The organism is Alteromonas stellipolaris (genome assembly GCF_001562115.1).
In the GTDB taxonomy this organism is placed as follows: domain Bacteria; phylum Pseudomonadota; class Gammaproteobacteria; order Enterobacterales; family Alteromonadaceae; genus Alteromonas; species Alteromonas stellipolaris.
Map to the genome: position 1 here is coordinate 603,997 of NZ_CP013926.1, position 20,912 is coordinate 624,908.

General features: G+C 44.0%; 23 protein-coding genes. 7 read left to right on the plus strand and 16 right to left on the minus strand.

Features of this window, described 5'->3' with window-relative positions:
- The first annotated feature begins 17 nt into the window (after window positions 1–17).
- Window positions 18–1,064, plus strand: coding sequence for a mechanosensitive ion channel domain-containing protein (locus AVL57_RS02480; protein ID WP_057794229.1), 1,047 nt, complete (start codon window positions 18–20; stop codon window positions 1,062–1,064).
- Here the strand turns inward: AVL57_RS02480 and AVL57_RS02485 are convergent.
- The 3 genes from AVL57_RS02485 to murQ are packed head-to-tail and all read right to left on the minus strand — an operon-like array spanning window position 1,017 to window position 6,494.
- A complete protein-coding gene (locus tag AVL57_RS02485) occupies window positions 1,017–4,157 on the minus strand; it encodes an FAD-binding and (Fe-S)-binding domain-containing protein (RefSeq protein WP_057794227.1) in 3,141 nt (1,046 codons plus the stop codon). The two genes, AVL57_RS02480 and AVL57_RS02485, sit on opposite strands and share 48 nt — an antisense overlap.
- Window positions 4,150–5,535, minus strand: a complete 1,386-nt coding sequence (locus tag AVL57_RS02490; protein WP_057794224.1) for an exo-beta-N-acetylmuramidase NamZ family protein — start codon at window positions 5,533–5,535, stop codon at window positions 4,150–4,152. The genes AVL57_RS02485 and AVL57_RS02490 overlap by 8 nt, the downstream gene beginning before the upstream one ends.
- A 17-nt stretch (window positions 5,536–5,552) precedes the next feature.
- On the minus strand, window positions 5,553–6,494 hold the full coding sequence (gene murQ, locus AVL57_RS02495) for an N-acetylmuramic acid 6-phosphate etherase (protein ID WP_057794222.1): 942 nt from the start codon (window positions 6,492–6,494) through the stop codon (window positions 5,553–5,555).
- Window positions 6,495–6,854: 360 nt separating this feature from the next.
- Between murQ and alr the strand changes: the two genes are divergently transcribed.
- Window positions 6,855–7,922 (plus strand): alanine racemase, encoded by a 1,068-nt coding sequence (gene alr, locus AVL57_RS02500; RefSeq protein WP_057794220.1) that lies wholly within the window; start codon window positions 6,855–6,857, stop codon window positions 7,920–7,922.
- Window positions 7,923–8,272: 350 nt separating this feature from the next.
- Here alr and AVL57_RS02505 read toward each other — a convergent pair whose 3' ends face one another.
- From AVL57_RS02505 to AVL57_RS02515, 3 genes are all read right to left on the minus strand, one after another.
- A complete protein-coding gene (locus AVL57_RS02505; protein WP_057794218.1) occupies window positions 8,273–8,962 on the minus strand; it encodes a YitT family protein in 690 nt (229 codons plus the stop codon).
- Between the two features lie 191 nt (window positions 8,963–9,153).
- On the minus strand, window positions 9,154–9,456 hold the full coding sequence (locus AVL57_RS02510; protein ID WP_057794216.1) for a hypothetical protein: 303 nt from the start codon (window positions 9,454–9,456) through the stop codon (window positions 9,154–9,156).
- 37 nt (window positions 9,457–9,493) lie between these two features.
- Window positions 9,494–9,895, minus strand: coding sequence for a VOC family protein (locus AVL57_RS02515; RefSeq protein WP_057794214.1), 402 nt, complete (start codon window positions 9,893–9,895; stop codon window positions 9,494–9,496).
- Window positions 9,896–10,113: 218 nt separating this feature from the next.
- Between AVL57_RS02515 and AVL57_RS02520 the strand changes: the two genes are divergently transcribed.
- The 4 genes from AVL57_RS02520 to AVL57_RS02535 all read left to right on the plus strand — a co-directional run bounded on the left by AVL57_RS02520 (window position 10,114) and on the right by AVL57_RS02535 (window position 15,105).
- Complete coding sequence (locus AVL57_RS02520) at window positions 10,114–11,232, plus strand: TonB-dependent receptor (protein ID WP_057794212.1); 1,119 nt, start codon at window positions 10,114–10,116, stop codon at window positions 11,230–11,232.
- 9 nt (window positions 11,233–11,241) lie between these two features.
- Window positions 11,242–12,039 (plus strand): substrate-binding periplasmic protein, encoded by a 798-nt coding sequence (locus AVL57_RS02525; RefSeq protein ID WP_057794211.1) that lies wholly within the window; start codon window positions 11,242–11,244, stop codon window positions 12,037–12,039.
- Window positions 12,040–12,374: 335 nt separating this feature from the next.
- Complete coding sequence (locus tag AVL57_RS02530) at window positions 12,375–13,727, plus strand: alginate export family protein (RefSeq protein WP_232363250.1); 1,353 nt, start codon at window positions 12,375–12,377, stop codon at window positions 13,725–13,727.
- Window positions 13,728–13,842: 115 nt separating this feature from the next.
- Window positions 13,843–15,105, plus strand: a complete 1,263-nt coding sequence (locus tag AVL57_RS02535) for an NRAMP family divalent metal transporter (RefSeq protein WP_082604978.1) — start codon at window positions 13,843–13,845, stop codon at window positions 15,103–15,105.
- A gap of 43 nt (window positions 15,106–15,148) precedes the next feature.
- Here the strand turns inward: AVL57_RS02535 and AVL57_RS02540 are convergent, their stop codons facing one another.
- The 4 genes from AVL57_RS02540 to AVL57_RS02555 form a co-directional block, all read right to left on the minus strand.
- The gene (locus AVL57_RS02540; RefSeq protein WP_057794207.1) at window positions 15,149–15,391 is read right to left on the minus strand and encodes a hypothetical protein; all 243 of its coding nucleotides are present in this window, start codon (window positions 15,389–15,391) and stop codon (window positions 15,149–15,151) included.
- A 7-nt stretch (window positions 15,392–15,398) separates the two neighbouring features.
- Entirely contained in the window at window positions 15,399–15,884 is a 486-nt protein-coding gene (locus AVL57_RS02545; RefSeq protein ID WP_057796393.1) for a GNAT family N-acetyltransferase, read from the minus strand.
- A 120-nt stretch (window positions 15,885–16,004) separates the two neighbouring features.
- A complete protein-coding gene (locus tag AVL57_RS02550; RefSeq protein WP_057794205.1) occupies window positions 16,005–16,259 on the minus strand; it encodes an RNA recognition motif domain-containing protein in 255 nt (84 codons plus the stop codon).
- 280 nt (window positions 16,260–16,539) lie between these two features.
- On the minus strand, window positions 16,540–17,205 hold the full coding sequence (locus AVL57_RS02555) for an NADPH-dependent FMN reductase (RefSeq protein ID WP_057794203.1): 666 nt from the start codon (window positions 17,203–17,205) through the stop codon (window positions 16,540–16,542).
- A 278-nt stretch (window positions 17,206–17,483) separates the two neighbouring features.
- Between AVL57_RS02555 and AVL57_RS02560 the strand changes: the two genes are divergently transcribed.
- Window positions 17,484–18,395: a 2OG-Fe(II) oxygenase family protein gene (locus tag AVL57_RS02560; RefSeq protein WP_057794201.1), complete on the plus strand. Its 912-nt coding sequence runs from the start codon at window positions 17,484–17,486 to the stop codon at window positions 18,393–18,395.
- Between the two features lie 299 nt (window positions 18,396–18,694).
- Here the strand turns inward: AVL57_RS02560 and AVL57_RS02565 are convergent, their stop codons facing one another.
- From AVL57_RS02565 to AVL57_RS02585, 6 genes are all read right to left on the minus strand, one after another.
- Window positions 18,695–19,213: a GNAT family N-acetyltransferase gene (locus AVL57_RS02565; RefSeq protein ID WP_057794199.1), complete on the minus strand. Its 519-nt coding sequence runs from the start codon at window positions 19,211–19,213 to the stop codon at window positions 18,695–18,697.
- 16 nt (window positions 19,214–19,229) lie between these two features.
- Entirely contained in the window at window positions 19,230–19,508 is a 279-nt protein-coding gene (locus AVL57_RS02570; protein WP_057794197.1) for a YrhK family protein, read from the minus strand.
- 96 nt (window positions 19,509–19,604) lie between these two features.
- Entirely contained in the window at window positions 19,605–20,078 is a 474-nt protein-coding gene (locus tag AVL57_RS21380) for a hypothetical protein (RefSeq protein ID WP_057794195.1), read from the minus strand.
- Entirely contained in the window at window positions 20,011–20,289 is a 279-nt protein-coding gene (locus AVL57_RS21275; RefSeq protein WP_167542076.1) for a hypothetical protein, read from the minus strand. The genes AVL57_RS21380 and AVL57_RS21275 overlap by 68 nt, the downstream gene beginning before the upstream one ends.
- Entirely contained in the window at window positions 20,216–20,479 is a 264-nt protein-coding gene (locus AVL57_RS02580) for a Txe/YoeB family addiction module toxin (protein WP_057794193.1), read from the minus strand. The genes AVL57_RS21275 and AVL57_RS02580 overlap by 74 nt, the downstream gene beginning before the upstream one ends.
- On the minus strand, window positions 20,472–20,726 hold the full coding sequence (locus AVL57_RS02585; protein WP_057794191.1) for a type II toxin-antitoxin system Phd/YefM family antitoxin: 255 nt from the start codon (window positions 20,724–20,726) through the stop codon (window positions 20,472–20,474). Before AVL57_RS02585 ends, AVL57_RS02580 begins: the two co-directional genes overlap by 8 nt.
- Window positions 20,727–20,912: the final 186 nt, after the last annotated feature.

Genomic DNA, 20,912 nt, shown 5'->3' on the forward strand with positions numbered 1-20,912 from the left:
AAAAACGGAGTTTCAGTGTGGATGTAGTGGTCGCTTTTCTCATTCCTTTTATTCCATTAGTACTAGCAATTGTGCTGGTGGTGGTGGGGTTAGGTGCGCTTCATTACGTGCTACTTGCGCGACAATCCCACCTAACCAGTGAGCAAAAATTGCCGCGCCAGGTTACTTTGTTAGTACTTACTATTGTTGGTTTGGTAGCCATCTCCATGGCACTTCCTGTTAACGAAAGCACGCGTAATCAGGTCATCGCGTTGATTGGTGTTTTACTATCGGGTGTCATCGCATTTTCATCTACCACCATGGTGGGAAATCTGATGGCAGGATTGGTGTTGCGGGTTAATAAACCTTTTAAAGTTGGCGACTTTATTCGCGTAGAAGACTACAGCGGAAGGGTAGCTGAAATGGGCTTGCTAGATACTGAAATTCAAACAGAAACCCGGGAGCTAATTGCTTTTTCGAACACCTTAATGGTTAACACGCCAGTAAGAGTAACCCGGGCGTCAGGAGCGATTATCTCGGTTGACTTAAGCTTAGGTTACGATATCCACCACTCAAAGGTTGAGAAGCACTTACTAACTGCGGCAGCCAACGCTGACTTGGAAGATCCTTTCGTTCAAGTGATATCCTTAGGTGATTTCTCGGTAAGCTACCGAGTTGCAGGCTTGCTCAAAGAAGTCAAAAGTATGCTAAGTGCGCGCTCTCGACTACATAAATCTGTGCTTGATGCCTTGCACAATACAGGTATTGAAATTGTATCACCCACTTTCATGAATCAGCGACCTCAACCTGAAGGATTGCAAATGATTCCTCAGCAACCTGGCTCATCAATAGAGGTAGCAACCCCCGAGGTTGAAGAGGAAAACCATCCCGAGGCAATCATTTTTGATAAAGCAGAAGAAGCTGAACAGCATGAGAAAAATCGAGAAGGTTTAGCCGAGCAAATTGCGGCTATCAGCACGCAACTTGAAACCGCAGAGGGTGATGAAAAAGAACAATTGAAAACCCACAAAGCGACGTTAGAAAAGCGGCTGGCTGATCTCGTCGAGCAGAACCGCAATGTGTGAATAGACCACTCCACTGTGCTGGCTTAACCCAATAGCGCAAGTCGCACTATTCGACACTCCTCTATAACAATGTTCAGGCACCTGACTGGCAAGCGGTGCCAGTGCACTTTCGTTCAGCCCTGGGGTAGTGAATCCCTTAGTCCCCGCAAACCCGCAGCAGGTAATATCAGATGGAATAATAACGTTTGAAGTGCAAAGGTTCGCTAAAGCGTTAATAGCAACGCCCGCATCTAGCTTAGTACTTGAACACCCTATATGTAGCATTATAGGGTCATCTGTTTTACCCACCTTTACACGAGGTGAAATGTGCCGAAGTAAATACTCGCTTACTTCCAGTGCATTTATTTTATTTGGCTGTGAATCTTCAGCGCTTTTTGATGTTACGTTATATGCACAAGCGCTATTGTCAATGATGACCGGCCAGCGCCCTTGCTCTGAAAGTGCATAAGCTTCTTGTTTCCACGCCGTGAGTTTATCGCTTGCGGTGCTTGATTCACCCTCACTATCCCAAGGTTGACCACAACAATGGTCATCTGCGCTGGAAAATACCACATCAACATTGGCCTTATTACACAAAGAAATCACAGCTTGAATAACGCTTTTTTCTTTAGCGTTACCACCGAAAACTTTGCTCGGGCAACTTACCATGTAAACCACCTTCGAAGCCGCTTGGGATGGCGCTTGGGATGGCGCTTGAGAAAGTAAGCTGGAAAGCGCTTTCTCGCGTGCTTTCTCAAGCTCATTCTCAGAGCAGCCTGGCTGCCCTGAATTAGGGGGCACTTTAAGTGGATATTCAGCGTCTATTTCAGCTACTTTATCAATGTCAGAAGCTAGTGCATTAGCCTGGGTTATGGCATTAAACTCTGCCTCACTAAGATTTTGCGAGGTCTTAGCATGGTATTGCGAAGTATAGGTTTTATACTGCGAAGCTTTAGGAATACTATTATGAAGCTGCGGTAAATGAAGTGTATCTGTAATACGATTGAATGCCTTCTCACCAATTACGCCTTTTACTTTATGACCGGTATTTAGTGTAAAGCGTGCAATTGATAACGCCTTATCGGTATGTTTAGCTGCAAGGTCACTCACTAATTGGGTAGCGCGACCACTATCGCGGCGGCCACGTATTTGTTTTATCCACTGCCCAGTGTCAATGCCTACCGGACAAGCACTTGCACATAACCCGGTTGCTGCGCAGCTATCTACGGCTAAATGTGAAAACGCTTCGCTAATTTCAGTAATAACTTCAGGTTCTTTCAAAGACGTTTGTCGCCGCTTAAGTGCAATACGTTGACGGGGCGACAAGGTATAATTAAGCGAGGGGCACTGGGGCTCACAAAAGCCGCACTCAATACAGGCATCTACAGTGTCTTGCACTGCTGGCATGGGTTTTAAGTGAGTGATATGCGCTTGAGGATCGTCATTTAAAATAACGCCCGGGTTTAAGATACCTTTAGGGTCGATAATGTCTTTTAATGAGCGCATTAACGCCACGCCTTCATCCCCCCACTGTGCAGCAAGAAAAGGTGCCATGTTACGGCCCGTGCCATGCTCGGCTTTTAAACTACCCGCGAAGCGCTGTGTCACTAGCACACTTATATCTGCCATAAAGGCCTGGTAACGGCTGACTTCATCTGGGGTATTGAACCCTTGGCTAAACACAAAGTGCACATTGCCATCGAGTGCATGACCAAAAATAATGCCATCGTGGTAATCATGCTTTTCGAATAAGTCGACTAACGCATTTAACCCATCGGCCAAGCTTTCAAGTGGAAAAGCCACATCTTCAATAATGACCGTGGTGCCAGTAGGTCTTACCGCTCCTACCGCTGGAAATAACCCTTTTCGAATATTCCACAGCTTTTCAATGATGCGGGGCTCTGCAGTAAAATCTTGCAGAGGCTGTCCTTGCTTCTGATTTTGGTTAGAGGGGGGCTCATTTTCTTTGCTTAACCCCGATGCTGGCTGGCTTAAAATGTTGCGTACTGTCTTTAGCGTATCATCAAGCTCAGCTTGTGAAGGTGCGCCCACATCAATGAGTAGGGCGACAGCATGTGAGTTATTAGTATTATGATTGCCTTTGCTTGCCACTATTCCATATAACAGTGGCGCTACTGCGCGCAATGCTCTGGCATCCATTAACTCCACAGCATCCACATCACAAGCTTTAAGCGCAGGAATAACCGCACATGCGGCTTTAAAATCTTCAAATAAATATAGTCCAGTTTCTCGCGCACGAGGTAAAGGTACGGTGTTGTAGGTAATATTGGCTATGAAGCCCAATGTACCTTCTGAACCAATCATTAAGTGTGTAAAAATATCTAGAGGGTTTTCGTAATCAAGTAAGGCATTAAGGCCGTAGCCCATGGTATTTTTAAGGCGATATTGATAACGTACTTTTTCAGTCAGTGCCGAATTTTTTAATAGCGTGTTGCGAAGGGCAGCTAGGGAGGCTAATAAGCCACTATGGCTTTGCTCAAACGCTGCAACGCTTTTTGCATCAGCGGTATTAACTTCACTGCCGTCGGGCAACAATACGTGAATGTGGCGCAAGGTATGATACGAGTTGTTCTTTACCCCACAACACATGCCAGACGCATTATTCGCTGCAATACCACCGATCTTGCAGGCATTAATAGAAGCTGGATCTGGCCCGATTTTCCGGCCATAGCTTGCCAATATTCGATTCGCTTTCGAGCCAATTACACCTGGTGCTAACGATATTGCCTCGCCGTTATCTATTACCTCAAACTGCTGCCAATCTGGTGTTAGCATTACCAATACGGAATCGGTAATTGCTTGACCAGATAAACTGGTGCCTGCTGCACGAAATGTCAGGGCTATACTTAAGCGATTCGCCAATGCCAATATGCGGCACATAGCACGAATACTAGGTACTTTAATAACTAGCTTAGGTATTTTTGTGTAAAAGCTGGCGTCGGTAGCAAGGGCTATTAACCTAGCTTTGTCGCTAATAATATTATTAGGCGCTAACCATTCGCTGATACCCGTGAAAAAAGCACGAAAGTTATCATCTGCGTTATCTATTATTTGCTTGTTCTTGGCATTACCCATCGCGTTAGAGCTATTCATAGTGCGTTGCTACTTTCATATTGATGGTTTTAACACGGCTTTTTACGTCGTCAGGCAATTCAGAAGCCATTAACTGGTAAAGTAAATAGGGGGAGCGAAGCTGTTTAAATGTGGCTAAGCCTTCTGCCCAACTAGCTTGTATTTGAGTGCTGGTTTTCCCCGCGATAATGGCCTGTCGTAGCGAATCCGTACCGGCTAATTTATCGAAAAAATCTGGGCGAGTGAAAAAAGTAATGTCTTGTTCATTAAACTGAGCATAAGCGTCAAGCAGCACATCAATATTTAACCCTGAAATGGGAGCATCCGTCATAAACGAAGCCTTCAGGGTGGTGTTATTGTGTTTAGGCGAGGGAGCGGCTTGATTAGCTACAACGTCTATATTTTCATCGCCAAGCGCTATAACAGGGTGGCCAATAAGTTGAAAAGGAAGATTAGTACCTCTTCCAACGCTTACGTCCGTGCCCTCAAAAAAGCAAAGAGTGGGATATAAGGCAATAGCAGCATCATTAGGTAAATTTGGGCTGGGGGCAACAGGCAAAGAATAAGGCATTTGTTTATAGTAATTTGCCACGGGAATAACGGTTAAAAGCGCCTGCGACTGCATGTGTTTATTCACCTGCTGCGCTAGCTGTTTCCCTTCAATGGCATCGGTCGTCATCCATTGTTCACCCACTATCATTAGCGCGAGCTCACCTAACGTCATACCGTGCAATACAGGAATGGCGTGCATGCCTACAAACGAGGCATAATCCGACTGTAAAATAGGGCCATCAGTAAAGGCACCATTAGGATTGGGCCTATCTAAGACTATTACCGGAATGTGTGCCTCGGCAGCGGCCTCTAGTACGTAGTGCAAAGTACTTAAATATGTATAAAAGCGCACGCCTACATCTTGAATGTCGAACACCAGAATATCGGTGTTGGCTAACATGTCGGCCGTCGGCTTTTTCGTTTTACCGTAAAGGGAGTGAATAGGCAGACCTGTTTTAACATCAACATCGTTATCTATTTTTTCACCCGCTCCCGCCTTGCCGCGAAAGCCATGCTCGGGCGACATAATACTCACCACATTGATATCACGATTTAGCAGTGCGTCGACTAGATGGGTAGGCTCCGGCGAACTGTTAATAACAGCCGAGCCTTTTATAATCGGGCTTTCGATAATTGAGCTTTGGTTAACTACCAGTGAAACACGCTTGCCTTCAAGCAAGGGCAAGTATTCATTAAATTGCGCCGCACCTACTTGCAACCTACTTTCTGCAACTTCAGCCTTATCATGGGTTTTGGCCCTAGTAACTGTTTGGGCATGGCCTGACACACTAAGAGTAATAGCAGCGCTTAGTAGTAAAGCGAATGTAAGTAGCGACTTAATACGCATGTATGAACGTGGCCTTTTTAAAGCGGTTGTTTTACAGCGTGACGCAAATAGCCATTGCTTGCCACCAATTGTTTTGCCGCGTCGTCGGCACTGGCGCCGGTTAACACCATTAAAATGGCCAGCTTTGCATTGTTGTTCGACGCTTTTAGCGCGTTAGCTGCGTCGTGTTCATTGCACTCAGTGGCTTGCATCACAATACGAAGCGCGCGAGCCTTAAGCTTTTCGTTGGTCGCGTTTACATCCACCATTAAGTTTTCAAAGGTTTTGCCCAGCTTGATCATGGTGGCGGTGCTTATCATGTTAAGTACCAATTTTTGCGCTGTGCCGGACTTCATTCTTGTTGAGCCGGTAAGCGCCTCTGGGCCAACCACAAGACAAATGACAACATCGGCATGTTCAAATATGGCTGAGCTCGGGCTGCAGGCGATAGCCGCTGTCGTTGCTCCAATAGATTGCGCATAAGCAAGAGCGCCTGAAACATAAGGTGTGCGCCCACTTGCCGACAACCCAACCAGCGTGTCGTGTTGACTAAGCGTAATAGCAATAACGTCTTGCTTGCCGGCTTCTCGATTATCTTCAGCACCTTCAACCGCATGTAAAACCGCACGTTCGCCGCCAGCAATAATGCCTACTACAACACCATCTGGCACACTGAAGGTTGGCCTACATTCAGCTGCATCTAAAATGCCTAGCCTGCCACTGGTTCCAGCGCCTATATAAATAAGTCGCCCGCCATTTGCTATGCTTTTTGCAGCGGCGTCTACCACTTTGGCTATGGCAGGAATTTCTGTCGCCACGCTGGGTACTACTTTGGCGTCTTCGTGATTAATTCGCGCCAGCATCCCTTCTGTTGAAAGGGTGTCAATATCTACAGTATTGGGGTTTCGCCCTTCAGACACTACCCGTTCTAAATCTTTAGCCAGGTGATGAATACTGCGTGATGAATCGGTGGGCTGCATGGTGATACCTTACGAAAGACAAGGGAGTTAATTTGCTATACATACATAAGAACACGCATAAATACATTCATACTTGAATTCTTAGCTAGCACTTTGTTGCTCCACAATTGAGTAAGAGCAAACTACACATATTTACAACGCATTATAATGTGGCGAACCTATAGCGCAAACCCAAGAGGCGAAAACCAACAAGGCGCAAACCAATAAGTCGTAAACCTACAAGATGCAAAGCTCAGTGCTTTAGTTAATAGAAAATTAGCTCGTACGTTGCGTCTATAAATTTGTATACCGAGAATTCGAATTCATTCAACTCGTGATACACTCTGTGCCTAAGCAAATACAAAGGATTACTCGTTTACTGTGAGCCGTCAAACCCAAGCCATTATTCACGCTGATGCTATTTTAAGTAACTTTAAACTATTAGCAGAATTAGCCCCAACAAGCCGTTCTATGGCGGTGGTAAAAGCAGATGCGTATGGGCACGGTGCAGTTAACGTTTCACGTATTCTACAACATGTATCCCCTCGGTTTGCTGTGGCGATTATTGAAGAAGCTATCGCACTTAGAGAGGCGGGGATTACCGCGCCTATCGTAGTGTTAGAAGGTGCACACCAAGCTAAAGAATGCGCTATGGCTGCAGCCCATGACTGTATTTTAGTGATGCACAATAAAGCACAATTAGAATGGACGTTAGCGTGTCCCGAAGAGCGTCGCCCCATTATTTGGCTAAAAGCCGACAGTGGCATGCATCGACTTGGTTTTGCCCTTAACACGCTGCCAAGCATTGTTGAACAATACGCGTCGCTTATTACCAAAGACACTGTGCTTGTCACACACTTAGCTTGTGCAGACGACACCAGTAACGACTTTACTCAAAAACAGCTAAGTGCGTTTAGTCAGGTGGTTAGCCAATTAGGGCTACCTGTCAGTATTGCTAATTCTCCGGCCACCATTGAATGGCCAAAAAGTCGTGGCGATTGGAATCGCTTAGGCATTGCGGTTTACGGCGGTCAGCCCAACACCGCTAACGTGGCATTAGCCCCTACCATGACATTACGTTCTAGTATTATTGCCCTTCGCGATGTGCCAAAAGGGGAGTCAGTTGGTTATGGTCAAAACTGGGTTGCACAAAAAGATAGCCGCATTGCTACGGTAGGTATTGGCTATGCAGATGGTTACCCACGACATTGTCCTAACGGCACGCCGGTTGCGGTAAACGGCAAGCGAGCTTGCTTAGCAGGGCGTGTGTCTATGGACATGATCACCATCGATGTCACCCATATTTCAAACGTCAATATTGGCGATAGGGTAGAGCTGTGGGGTGAGAATGTTCCTATTAATGAGGTTGCAGGTGCTGCAGGAAGCATAGATTACGAATTGTTAACCCGAGTGTCCGCCCGGGTACCTAGGATCGTGAAATATCGCTAGTATTTACAGTATTTTACATTCCTGTAAATGCGCTGATGAATGACTATTCACCGAAACAATGAGGTATTTTTCACCTGTTTGTGCCTATACTAGACTCCCATTTTCAGGATTGAGATGAATATTTCATCTTCGACTGTAATGGGTATATCACGTAAGTGAGGTTTGTATGCGTACTTCGTTTTCTCGCCCTAGGGTGAATCGAGGACTAGTAAGTCGACCGTTTAAGCCTGTGCAGAAAAAAGCAGTAGGGTAGCGACAAGGATACAAAGCGTTACGTTAGAAATAATATAAAAACCCGGCATTAATGTGGCCGGGTTTTTTACGTTTAGCGCAAGCGAAACATTAACAGATTAGTTATTTTGCGCGTGTAGATTAGTGTTTACTGTTGCACACGTCTGCACGCTAGGCACCTTTTTTTCAGGTGACTTTCCACCTTCTTTTTTCGCTGGGATATAACGCTCTGGGCGATGATTTAATGAAATGACCATATTCAAGCAGAACGCTGCTAGAATCGATATAAGCACTAAATGCCATGGAATGAAGAAAAGCCCGCAAAGCAAAATAACGCTATCTACCGTAAGTTGGAACGTACCGGCGCGAATATTAAATCGAGATTGCAAATAGAACGCTAAAATTCCCAAGCCGCCTAAACTAGAGCTGTGTCTGAACATGATCAACATACCCACACCAATAAGCAAACCACCTAAAATGGCAGCAAATATAGGGTTAATACTAGAAATGTCGACGAAGGCTGGGATCTGCTCAGTCAGAATAGATACTGTGGTCACAGAAATAAACGTATTCAGTGTGAAGCGCTTGCTGATGCGAGTCCATGCTAGCGTGTAAAAGGGCAAGTTGATTAGGAAGAATAGAACACCGAAGTCCATATCAATCGCGTAAGTTCCCAGCAATGCGATACCCGCAGCGCCACCTACCATCAAATCTTGCGATTGGAACAGAAATACACCAAATGCCACGAACAATCCGGCACTAACTAATGCAAAGATATCTTCGATAACACTGTGATTGGAGTTTTGCATAAGTGGCGATTCTTAGTTGATAAGACACGCTGTAATTATACGTTTACGTTGGTAGGGTATACAGGGTTGTGGTTAGATAACATGCTGAGCTTAAAATCTATTGGTACGCGCAGCTTTACGACTTTTAACTGCAGGGTAAACAGTAAGTTGCTGACTTGTAAATACTGCACCATTTGTGAGCGAAAAGCGGGCTATTCCACCACTGAAAACACCACAATGTCTTGTCTGTTGAATTCAACGCGGCAGTGCATGTAACCGAAGTTTAGCGGACTATAGGCCACTATGCGGCTACCAACCACTAAAAACTCGGTATCCCATACCAATAAATTAGTGGTATTTAATTGTCGTTCAACACTATTTTTCGATACCCCTGGCGTAAAGTTATCACATAAATAGATAACTTCTTTTCTGGCTTCAAGCCCATAAAACGCAGTCGAAATTAATATCGCAATGGCCAATATAGCCACAATGTCGGCAATGATTGAACGCTTCATGGGGGACAAAACAAATCTCCAGAGGGTGTGGTTACACCTAATTAAGGTCGGCATGCGCGGGTTGTAGTAAATCCCACTTATTGCCAAAACAATCTTTAAAAATAGCTACCGTACCGTAAGCTTCTTCTCGCGGCGCTTCTAAAAATTCAACGCCTTTATCACACATTGACCGATGATCGCGCCAAAAGTCATCGGTATGTAAAATCATAAAAACTTTACCCCCAGCTTGCTTTCCAATCATCGCTTTATCTTCGTCCGATTTAGCTTTAGCTAACAGAAGCGACGTTGCACTGCCTTTCGGTGTGACTAATACAAAGCGCGACCCTTCCCCTTTATCTCTGTCTTCGGTAAGAGCAAAATTAAGGGTTTGGGTGAAATAGGCAATAGCACTATCGTAATTGTCTACAAGGAAGGTAATAGCTGAAATGTGATGCTGCATAGAATCTTGTTTTACGTAAATTTTGTGGAATTTTACCCACTATATAACGCAAATGAAATGTACTTCATCGACAATTTCACCTTACATATTTCGTGTACGACAATGATCTTTTTGTAAGGTTCACTCTATATAATTTGTACTGAAGGAATATATATCACAACGAGGGTCTCCAAGGCGGAGTGGTCTAAGTTGTGGGCAAATTGACATTAGGACAAGGAATGAACAGACAACTTCCACTACTTTCCTTAGCCGCACTATTAGGCAGCAACTCCTTTGCAGTGCAGGCAGATGAGCTCCCTTTTACTCTTAGCGGCCACGTACGGGTTAATTATGGTCATCAAGATTGGCAACTCCCTGAAATAAGAGATGGATTTGAATTTGAATCTATCAAGCTAGGTGTTGCTGGAGAGTCAGATCAGTTTAGCTATAAAGCAGAATATCGATGGTACGAGAATACCGATTTCGACACTATTCGCTTTGCCGAACTTACCTACCATTGGGATGAATCCACCGACATCACCGCAGGTATCACACAAACCCCTTTCGGCTTGCAGCCCTTTGGTTCAAACAACTTTTGGTTTTCAGTTAATTACTACCTAGGCTTTGAAGATGACTATGAAGCCGGTATTAAGATAAATCACGATTACGGTAATTGGGACTTTCAAGCCGCTTACTTCATGAATGACGAATATAACGATGCCGCTGAATTTGGCCGTTACTCATTCGATGTGGCCGATGATGGTGAGTTTCGTAACCAAGAAGATGGCCAATACAACTTACGTGCAAACTATACTGCGAAGCTGCTGCCAAGGAGTACCACCGACATTGGTGTGTCTTACCAATATGGCGATATCTTAAACTTAGATACGTTAGAAGATGGCGATATGACAGCTTACGCCGTTCACGTACGCCACCAGCAAGGTGATTTTAAAGTAGAACTTCAATACATTGATTACGAGTACGACTTAGCTGCACCGGAAGGCCAAGCCACAGATAGAATTTCGCTTTCTGCATTTACGTTTCCGTTCTTAGCGGCAGCCGATGGGTCGACGTATTCGGCGAATTTGGTGTATTCAGTACCTTATAAATTCACCCGTATTGACTCGCTAACGTGTTACACGGAGTACAGTGTGGCGCAGGGTGATGAAGCATCAGGCCGAGATTCATCGCAGTGGATAAACGGTTGTAGTTTTGGCTGGGACAAATTATTTGTTTATGTAGATAGTATTCAAGGGAAAAACATGTGGTTTTCTGGTGGTCCAGGCGTGGGCTTAGACCTGGGTGGTCGCCAAGAAACAACACACAGATTGAATATTAATTTAGGTATCTATTTCTAAGGGAAGATTATGCGTTTATTAGCTATTTTTACATTACTATTGGCGTTAGTCCCACTGCAAAGTTGGGGGCATGCTTGGTTAAAAATTAAAATTGCTACCACAGAATATGCGCCTTACACCTCATCTGAAATGGAGCATAAAGGGTATATTAACCACATCATTTCACAGGCTTTTTTAGAGACAGGTGTGGTGGTTGAGTTTGTATCAATGCCGTGGGATGAAGCCGTAGAAGCCACATTGAATGGCGAATTCGATGCGCTGTCTTACGGTAACTTCGTGCGCGCGCGTGGTGAAAAATTCTGGCATAGCGACCCAATCACCGCTGAAAGCCTAGTTTTTTACGTTAATGGAAAATCTGACATAGCGTCATGGTCGAGCTTCGACGAACTGAAAGATAAAAAAATGGGGGTGACAGAAGGCTATTTGTACAGTAACGAGTTGGCCACTTATATTGAAAATACCCCATCGGTAACCACCTACGCAACAGACAAAGAAAACCTAGAAGCGTTAGTGAGCGGGGAAATTGATTTGTTTCCCATTGATGATTTAACGGGTTGGTACTTGCTTCAACGCGACTTCACAGATGAGCAGCGCCAAGCGGTAATGACTATCGACCCGTTTATATCTACCGTCACCACGCACTTACTGGTAGCAAAGGGTAGAAATGACGACAGATTGCTTATTGAGCTTTTCAATAAAGGCTTGGAAGAACTAACACTAGACGGAAAGCTAACTCGCTTTAAACGGTTATTAAAAGACGGATTTTATCAAGATCCGAAAAGGCCGGTTAACTTCGACAGACGCTAACAGTTACAAACTTGCGTATATGCGATAACCGATAAAGACTGAATAGAAAATTTATTTTTGAAAAAGGAGAGCTTGCTCTCCTTTTTTGTGTGCTAAAAATGACCATGCAATAACCAGTTACACCCTGTGTATACCAAAGATATAAGGAAAATTTGCAATGGGGATATATACTTCAAGCGTTGAGAATACGCTCAATGATTAGTCTGCCAATTTGTATTTCAACAGTGCTATAAGCATTGCGAAGGCGGGCAGAAAACCAGCGAGAGCAGTAAATGTATACATGCAGTAGTATAAATGGGTGGCTAAACCCAGTTAAGAATGTAGCGTTTTATCTTATGTTACCGTGCACTGTAACGGTTGCTGCATTTGCGTGTACCGCCAGTGCCAGCGAAGAGCCTATTTCAGCAGTAAGTGTAGCGTCTAGCCCAAATAGCAGTTCTGCTGACAGTTTGAAGGCTCAAGCCTTGAAAAGCAAAGCCCCCACATTTGATATTAGTGGCTCTTATCGACTTAGATACGAACATCTCAACAACCCTATTTTTCCTTCTTCTAGTGAAGATAGAGCCCAAGTAAATCGACGAGTTTCATCTCGCCTGTTAGTGAAAGCGCAGACCAATTGGGATGTTTTCAATGTCACCCTTGAGTTGGCCGACTCCCGCGTATGGTTAGACGACAATGATCCAACACTGACCTCTTCCCAAGTTAACACATTGGAACCTTTGCAGTTTTTCGTTCGTTATACGCCCCAAGATAGCCAATACTTAAAAGGTATCACGGCGGGACGAATTACTTTTGACCACGGTAGTCGCAGGCTTATAGGCCAAGGCGTCTACCGCAATACAAAAAATGCTTTCGATGGCGTACTAGTCGATTATCAAGTTAGCGATTGGAACATTCGAGGTTTTTACTTGCTACCGGTCAGCAGACTACCTAGCGACAGCGGCGCAGTTGCTGATGCCGAACGCGCTTTTGACAAAAGCTACAGTGAGCGTGAGTTCTTCGGTTTATATATTACATCACCAGATAACAACGTGAAGCTACAGAGTTACTGGTTGAAAGAAGAAGATTCTGCAAAGCTTTCCACAAAAAATCGAGATTTGTACACACTTTCGGTTGATTATACGAAGCCCTTTGCTGATACATGGAAAGCTAACATTGAAGTTATTGGGCAAACCGGTACATCACATCAAACGGCAAGTGCAAGTGACACGACAGAATTAGACGTAGAAAGCTGGTTGCTTCATGCAAATATAGGCAAGAAAATTACCGACTACACGTTCTTACGCGGTGAAATAGACGCGATTAGCGGCGACAATGATAGTTCAGATAATACTATTTCTGACTTTGATAGCTTGTATGGAGTTAGGCGTTTCGATTTTGGCCCAACCGATGTTTACCAAGCCATGCCACGAAGAAACTTATACACAGTTGGGGCAAGGAGTGTGACCAAGCCTTCTAAAGAACATAATATTATGGTGAGCTACAAGGCCATGTGGTATCAAAAGGCACCAGAGTCGGTTGATAACTTTATTGGACAACAGTTAGAAGCAAGATGGCGCTGGCAAATAATGCCATCATTGAGACTTGCAATTGGTGCAGCTTATTTGCTGAAAGGTGACGGGTTTGAGCGGGGCGATTACCCCGACGATAGCCAATTTGTATTCACCGGCGCGCTGTATACGTTCTAGACAAATACTAATTTCTACACATTTTAATCTAATGCTGTTGGAAGCTCGCAATTTTGTGACGGGAATAGGTATACTCCGTAACCGCTTCTAGCAGTTTGTGATTAAAGGAAAAGGATTGAGCGACAGCAATTCACTCACACATTATCAACGATTCATGCGCATGGTGCAGTTACTTGGCCCAGGTGTGTTAATGGCCACTGCTGCAGTAGGGGGAAGCCACCTTGTTGCCTCTACCCAAGCGGGCGCCAAATTTGGTTGGCAGTTAGTAATACTTATTCTAGCGGTTAACGTTTTAAAGTACCCTTTTTTCCGTGCAGGCGTTAGCTATACCATAAGTACTAGGCAAACCTTACAGTTCGGTTACCATAAAATGGGTAAGGGTTATTTAATTGTGGCGTTGTGCTTAAATGCGTTAGCCTCAGTGGTAAATGCCGCGGCCCTCCTGCTATTTGCAGCAAGCCTGCTTTCTTATTTTCTGCCTTTTGATATATCTATTGCTATTGCTTCTGCAGCTATCCTTGGCGCTATTTTATTTATCTTGCTGGCAGGGCACTTCGAAGCGCTTGAAGGTGTAGCAAAAGCCATTATGGGTGTACTGGTTTTAGCAACCATTGCCGCTTTTTGTGCGGCGGTAATAAATATAGAGCCTAGGCCAGCCAATTTTGAGTCTCCCTCACCGTGGACGTTAGCGACCGTTGGGTTTTTGGTGGTCACCATGGGGTGGATGCCCGCACCAATAGAAATATCTAGCATTACGTCGTTATGGTTAAAACGCCAATGTAAAACACAAGCTGTCACCCCTAAAAATGCATTGTTCGACTTTAATTTAGGCTATGCGGTCACCACTATTTTAGCTTTGCTTTTTTTAGGCTTAGGCGCATTGGTGCTGCATGGAAGTGGCGAGACACTCGCAACAGGGGGGATCGGCTTTTCACAGCAATTAGTCAGCCTTTATGCCAACACGATTGGCGACTGGGCGCACTGGCTTATTGCCATCGTTGCCTTTCTTTGTATTTTCGGGTCGGCATTAACGGTTTACGATGGATATGCCCGCGTTATTGCCGAAGCTATTTCATTGGTATTGCCAAAGAAAATGGCGCGAGACGCAGTATTTGCACCTGTGCTACTGGCAATGGCAGCCATTAGTTTTAGTATTGTACTGTTTTTCAAATCTGCGCTACTGGCCATGCTAGGCTTTGCTATGACACTTGCCTTTGTTACCACGCCCATGTTTGCGTGGCTAAATCATCGTTTGGTAAAAAGCGCAGTGCTGCATGAAGATGCAAAAGCAAGCTGGTGGGTAACCCTACTTAGCTACGTGGGTTTAGTGTATTTGTTTGGCTTTTTACTGTTATTTGTATGGTGGAAATGGGGATAGCCTAAAACTTAGGTTTGGCTAGGGCTGAGCTTGGCGCGCCAAGTCACGATGGCGCGCGTTTTGTAAAGATAAGCACTATTATCTGATATAGCACGTAAAAGCCTACCAGCAATGAAACTAGCGCAATAATAGGGCTAAGAAATAACCAACAAAGTACATAAAGAACAAGCCCTATCACTCCTTTTTCAGACGCCCTAGCAAATAAGTCTATGGCGCCCAAGATAAGTGCTGCGGCGCATAAAAGGCCAACTACTACGGTGGTAACAATTAAAAGTGCGTTTTCCACTAACAAGCTATCCTAGCTTCTTTTGCCAAAACAATGCGTGGCCTTCGCCTTCCGCCAGTTCATAGCTAGTAAAACCAAACTTTTCGTAGGCCGATTTTGCTACTGTGTTGTTGCTTAATACTTCTAGGGTAATCTTGCAGCAGCCTTTCTCGAGCGCTATTTCCTCTACTTTATCCAGCATTTTTTGACTAAGGCCTAAACCTCTAAATTCGGGAAGAACAGCAATATCATGAGTATTGATAAGCGGTTTGCAGGCAAAGGTAGAAAACGCTTCAAAGCAATTTATTAGCCCAGCGGGCTTACCATCAACAAAAGCAAGAATACTAAAGGCATGGGGTAGTGTAGATAGCGCATCGACTAAGTTGTCGTAGGTGTGTTTAGAAAGTGCCTCAGCACCACCCATAGGATCTTTCGCATATTCGTTTAGCAAATACGGAATGGCTTGCTTATGTGCTTCGTCAAAATAATCTGCTTTTAAAATTTCTATATTCATACACACCTTCACTTCTTTATATGCCCCAGCTTGCTTTAGACCCCAGTTGTTAAGAGAAGTCATGCTGGCGGATTTTGCACTGCTAGGGTTTACTTTAGTTTAATTTACTTCGTGTCAAATCTACTTTGTTTCAGGTTTATCTTCTGCTTTTTTAACGCGAATATTCGCATCGCCTAACGCATGGTTGTTCAACGACTTAATGGCCGCTTTAGCTTCGCCTGGTTTTGGCATTTCTACAAAACCGAATCCTTTAGAGGCACCGCTTTTTTCATCAACAACAATCGTGCAAGACTGCACAGAGCCGAAGGTTTTAAATAAACTAGCAAGCTCTTCTTGTGTAGTTTGTCTGTCTAAATTACGTATTAATATTTTCATTTTGTTTCCTGCGCGCTCGACAAGGTAAGAAGAGGCTTGTTATACAGCAAAGCTAAAGCGATGTAGATAGGTTTCGTGTTACTTCGCGGTATTCGCGGTAGTAAATCAAATTAAAAGCACATCGAATCAACGGTTAGGTAATTGGCTCCAATTCCCTTTTCAATTTAAGGCGCACTGTGCTCTTTACCTTCGGGCGCGTTGTGCTCTTTACCTTTGGGCGCGTTGCGCTCTTTACCTTTGGGCGCGTTGCGCTCTTTACCTTTTGGGCGCGTTGCGCTCTTTACCTTTTGGGCGCGTTGCGCTCTGACGGTGCGGTCTTGAAGTTTTTAATCATCTCATGAGGATTAATATCTTCACTATGGCGCATGGCCGCTTCTGCCCACCACATCAATTGATGTAAAGTACGAGAAAAATAATCAAACCACGATGATTGGTCTTCCCCTGAACACATCTCTGCGTTTGCTTCGAATACTTCCTGCGCCTTTGGAATATGAATCATAGCCGATACTGGTAAGCAACCTAACTCAGAAAGGTAAGTGCGCATGCCTACCGCTGCCCGCATACCGCCCCATTGCCCAGCCGAATAGGTAACAATAGCGCTTGGCTTATAAGCAAATAACGAACTACCAAAGTGATTAAGCAAGTTCGAAAGGGCAGGGCTCATGGAATGATTGTACTCGGGGCTAACCATGACATAGCCATCACAATTGGCAATTTTTTCTGCCAATGTATTTAGCTGCTCAGGCGCTTTACCCTTTGCATAAGCAAAATGGGGCTTAAATACGGCATCTAGAGGGTAATCTAACGGGTCTATTAATTCTATGTCATGCTCATTGTAACGAAGCTGAAAGCAGGCCATAACCGCCTTTGCCACACGTTCACCAAGGCGAGCAGGTCTAGGTGGTGTGCTATCCCGTACCGTGCCTAAGAAAATAAGAAACTTCATTTGTACGCTCCTTTCACAAAACTATCCGGTTGAGCCGACAACGCCCGTGGTGGGAATAATAGTGAGGTACTGAAGCGCAGATCGCAAATCATCGCAGTGAATAATCCTTCGCAATTATCTTCCAAATCTTAATTCTGTTTCCATAATAGCCGCATTTATTAACTAAATCAGGTGTAATAGATTATAGGCATAGGTTTGGGAAACCGGTTTGATGTCGGTTTTGAAATCGTTTTGAAGAAGAACGCTAGTCCCCCATTTGCCATTGGAGATAATTTATTATGACATTTACTCAATTACAGCAAGCTCGTGCTTTAGATTTGCCAACGCGCGAAGCCATGCTTCATCGTGCACCATCCGTTCAACAGTTTTGGAATACAAACAACCAGCTGCTGAGCAATGCGTGGAAAGAGTGGGAAGCAAGTGAAAAAGACAACTTATTCACCCTTGATGATTCCCTGCTAGATGCCAAGTTACGTAACGCAGTAATGCAAGCGTGGGAAAACCCCGAAAAAGAAACAGACGTAAAAGCACTTTTGGAAGAGGTATCGCCCGATGTGTATCAATTCCAATTCTTTGACCCTGAATGTTTGGTTGAGTTACGCGCCTATTTAGAAAAAGTATGGGATGCAGAAATAGCGTTAAGACCACCCTACGGTATAGTGTTGAACCGTCGTGGTGCCATGTTAGATGAGCGCTCCGAAGGGTATTTGGCTGCGCCAAGTTTTCAAGCGTTTTATCGCATGATGCTAGACACATACATGCGCCCAATTGCTCGTTTACTGTTTCCTGAAATTATGGGGTACGACACACAAACCTTTGGCTTTTCTATTCACTATCAGCCAAATACAGACACGTCGATCAGGCCGCATACCGATGCATCAGCGGTAACGCTGAATATTAACTTAAATGTACCGGGAGAAACATTTACGGGCTCGACAGTAGACTTTTATGATGTGAAGGCGGGTAAAGTAAACCCATTAACGTTCAAGCCTGGTAGCGCTATGCTCCACCGTGGGAACGTGCCGCATGCAGCACAGCCTATCACCAGTGGCGAGCGAACTAATTTCGTACTCTGGTTGTATGGCAATCGTGGTCAAATGCCTCCACAAGGTGTGAAAGGCGTTAATGTTGATGCCCGTGAAAGATGGACAGTACCCTCTCAAGCACTAGATAACTTTGCACCATTTTAAGTGTGGTATCTAACAATAAGTAGCAGCAATAACGGGGGAGTGATCCTCCGTTATTATTCCTTCGAATTCATTTTTTTAGCGGCCATAAGACCAACAATAAAAATGATAAAAATAACAAACCCAACTGACAGTAAAATATTGAGTAAAAAATCCATTCTAGCCCCTTAATCTTTTCAGGTAGTTGCGAGTACAACAGTCTTCGCAATGACATAACCTCTATTTATACCATCACTACGCCAGATTAGCCCATATTGTTGTTGCCAAATTGTTACCGGTATAACGGCAAAGACACACCCGTGCTAGGCTTGTTCGATAGGGGATGGTTCACTTATCAGTAACTTCGCAAAAACATGCTTGTCGTAAAAGCGCCCATTTTTATAAATGGCTTTTTTCAGTATAGCTTCTTCGTTAAAGCCTGATTTCAAAAGCAGTTGCATAGATGCATGGTTACCCGCAAACACAGCGCCGAAAATTCTTACAATATTGGTATGGGCAAAGACAAAATCTGTCATTTGTCGAATGGCCTCTGAGGTTATACCTTTACGCCAATACTGCTTATCAAGCCAATAGCCAATCTCACCAGAGCGCTCATATTCAAACTGCCCTCGATTAACCCCAATGCACCCTACCAATACATTATCGTAAGAAATGGCTTTGATGATGCCAGATTGACTGCCTTCATTTACCCACCAGGCAGCATCTGCACTTGTATAAGGGTAAGGGATTTTAGTAGAAAGGAACTCGGTGACTACCTCATCATTTAAGATATGCACAAGCCTATCGATATCATTGTCATTGAAGTTTCGCAGGGTAACCATTCAAATCCTATTGTAGCTAAGCGCTTGCTGTATTTGATGTAGACCGTTTAAACACTCTACTCACATGAATCAGGCTGGTTAATTTAATGAATGGTTTAATAATTAATTGCGCGCTACCTACTATAAATAACCACGTACCACTTTCAACAAGCGAGTCATTTAAAAAGAAAAAGCTACCAATCAGAAACCAGATAGCGATTAGCAAATCATTGAATGCACCTAAAGCCTCATAGCGACGCTGTATTACAATATGGTCATTACCGATATTTACGTCGAATTCCACACCTTGACTCACAAAACCTCCTAAACTCAACCTATTCGTAAACAGCATAGGCAGCATTGAATAAAACTTAATTTCAGGTACATTCGTTAACAACCGCTAAGCCCAAGTCTATGCTAGCCGCAATATACCCATATTCCTTCTTTGACAATTTGCACAGTTTTGTACTGTGCCCAATAAATAAAACGTACCATAAACACAGCACATAATTGAGCTTATTACCCAAAACGTTACTGAATTTTGATGTACTACAGGGGCTGAGGTAAAAAATGGTCCAATTAAGCCTACGACACCGCGCAACAAATAGATGGTAGTAATTAAAACCAAACAAGTTTTAAGTAGCGGTAATTTAAAAATGACACCAGCGCCAGACAAAGCATACAAGCCCCAGCCAGTGAGAATCGAAGCAATTATCAATGTAACTATTGTTGGATATGGGTCGCTTTGGGCGGCGAGTTGAGCCATTCTTTGGCCGGCGCCAAAAAAGAGATACCAGTCTGGGCCGCCAAAAATACAACTAATGTGAAGTAACGCAGCTAAAATGCTTAAACTGCCAGCGATTACTAGTTGAGTATTCTTGCGCATGTAATTCTTTTTGGCACATAACACCCAAATAAGGGGTACAAACATGGCGGCTATAATCGGAACGAAGTGCCACAGCCGTCATGTTTGTATCCCAGCGAGCCAGCGAGCGACTTAATTTGATTGTTAGCTGCCACTTACTAGTAATGGTAACGACACGAGATAATCGTAATTGAGGTATCGTCCACGGCATATACCAAACGGTTGGTGTCATCTATTCTGCGGGACCAGAAACCTGAAAGATTTTCTTTAAGAGGTTCCGGTTTTCCAATTCCATCAAATGGAGAACGCTTAACATCCGAAATTAACTTATTGATACGTTTTAAGGTTTTCTTGTCTTGAGTCTGCCAATAAACGTAACTATTCCAAGCTTCATCAGTCCATGATAACAACCTGTTACTCATCAATAAGTTCTCGCTGGATCGTTTTTGCCGCTTTAAACTGTGCTATTGAACGATTTAAGTGTTCAGCGTTCGCTGGAGAACGAAGTAGATGAACGGTTTCCATAAGGCTGTTGTAGTAATCTAATGACATTACAACAGCATCCTCAGAGTCACGACGAGTGATTACTGTTGTATCTGCATCGTTGATTACATTGTCCAAAACGGCTTTTAGACCATTTCGTGCTTCGGTAAAAGAGACAATTCTCATTTTGCACCCCTCTTGTACATTATATGGGACAAGTTTAGACTGAAAACGGGAACATGTACAGGATGTTGTGCATTACTGCGCCGTGGCAGCTAACACCTCAATAATAAGTGAACCATGTGCTGGCGGGCGATTTGCTCAGCAAATGGCATGACAGCCTTGGTGAATCTTAATTTATTGACTTGTTAG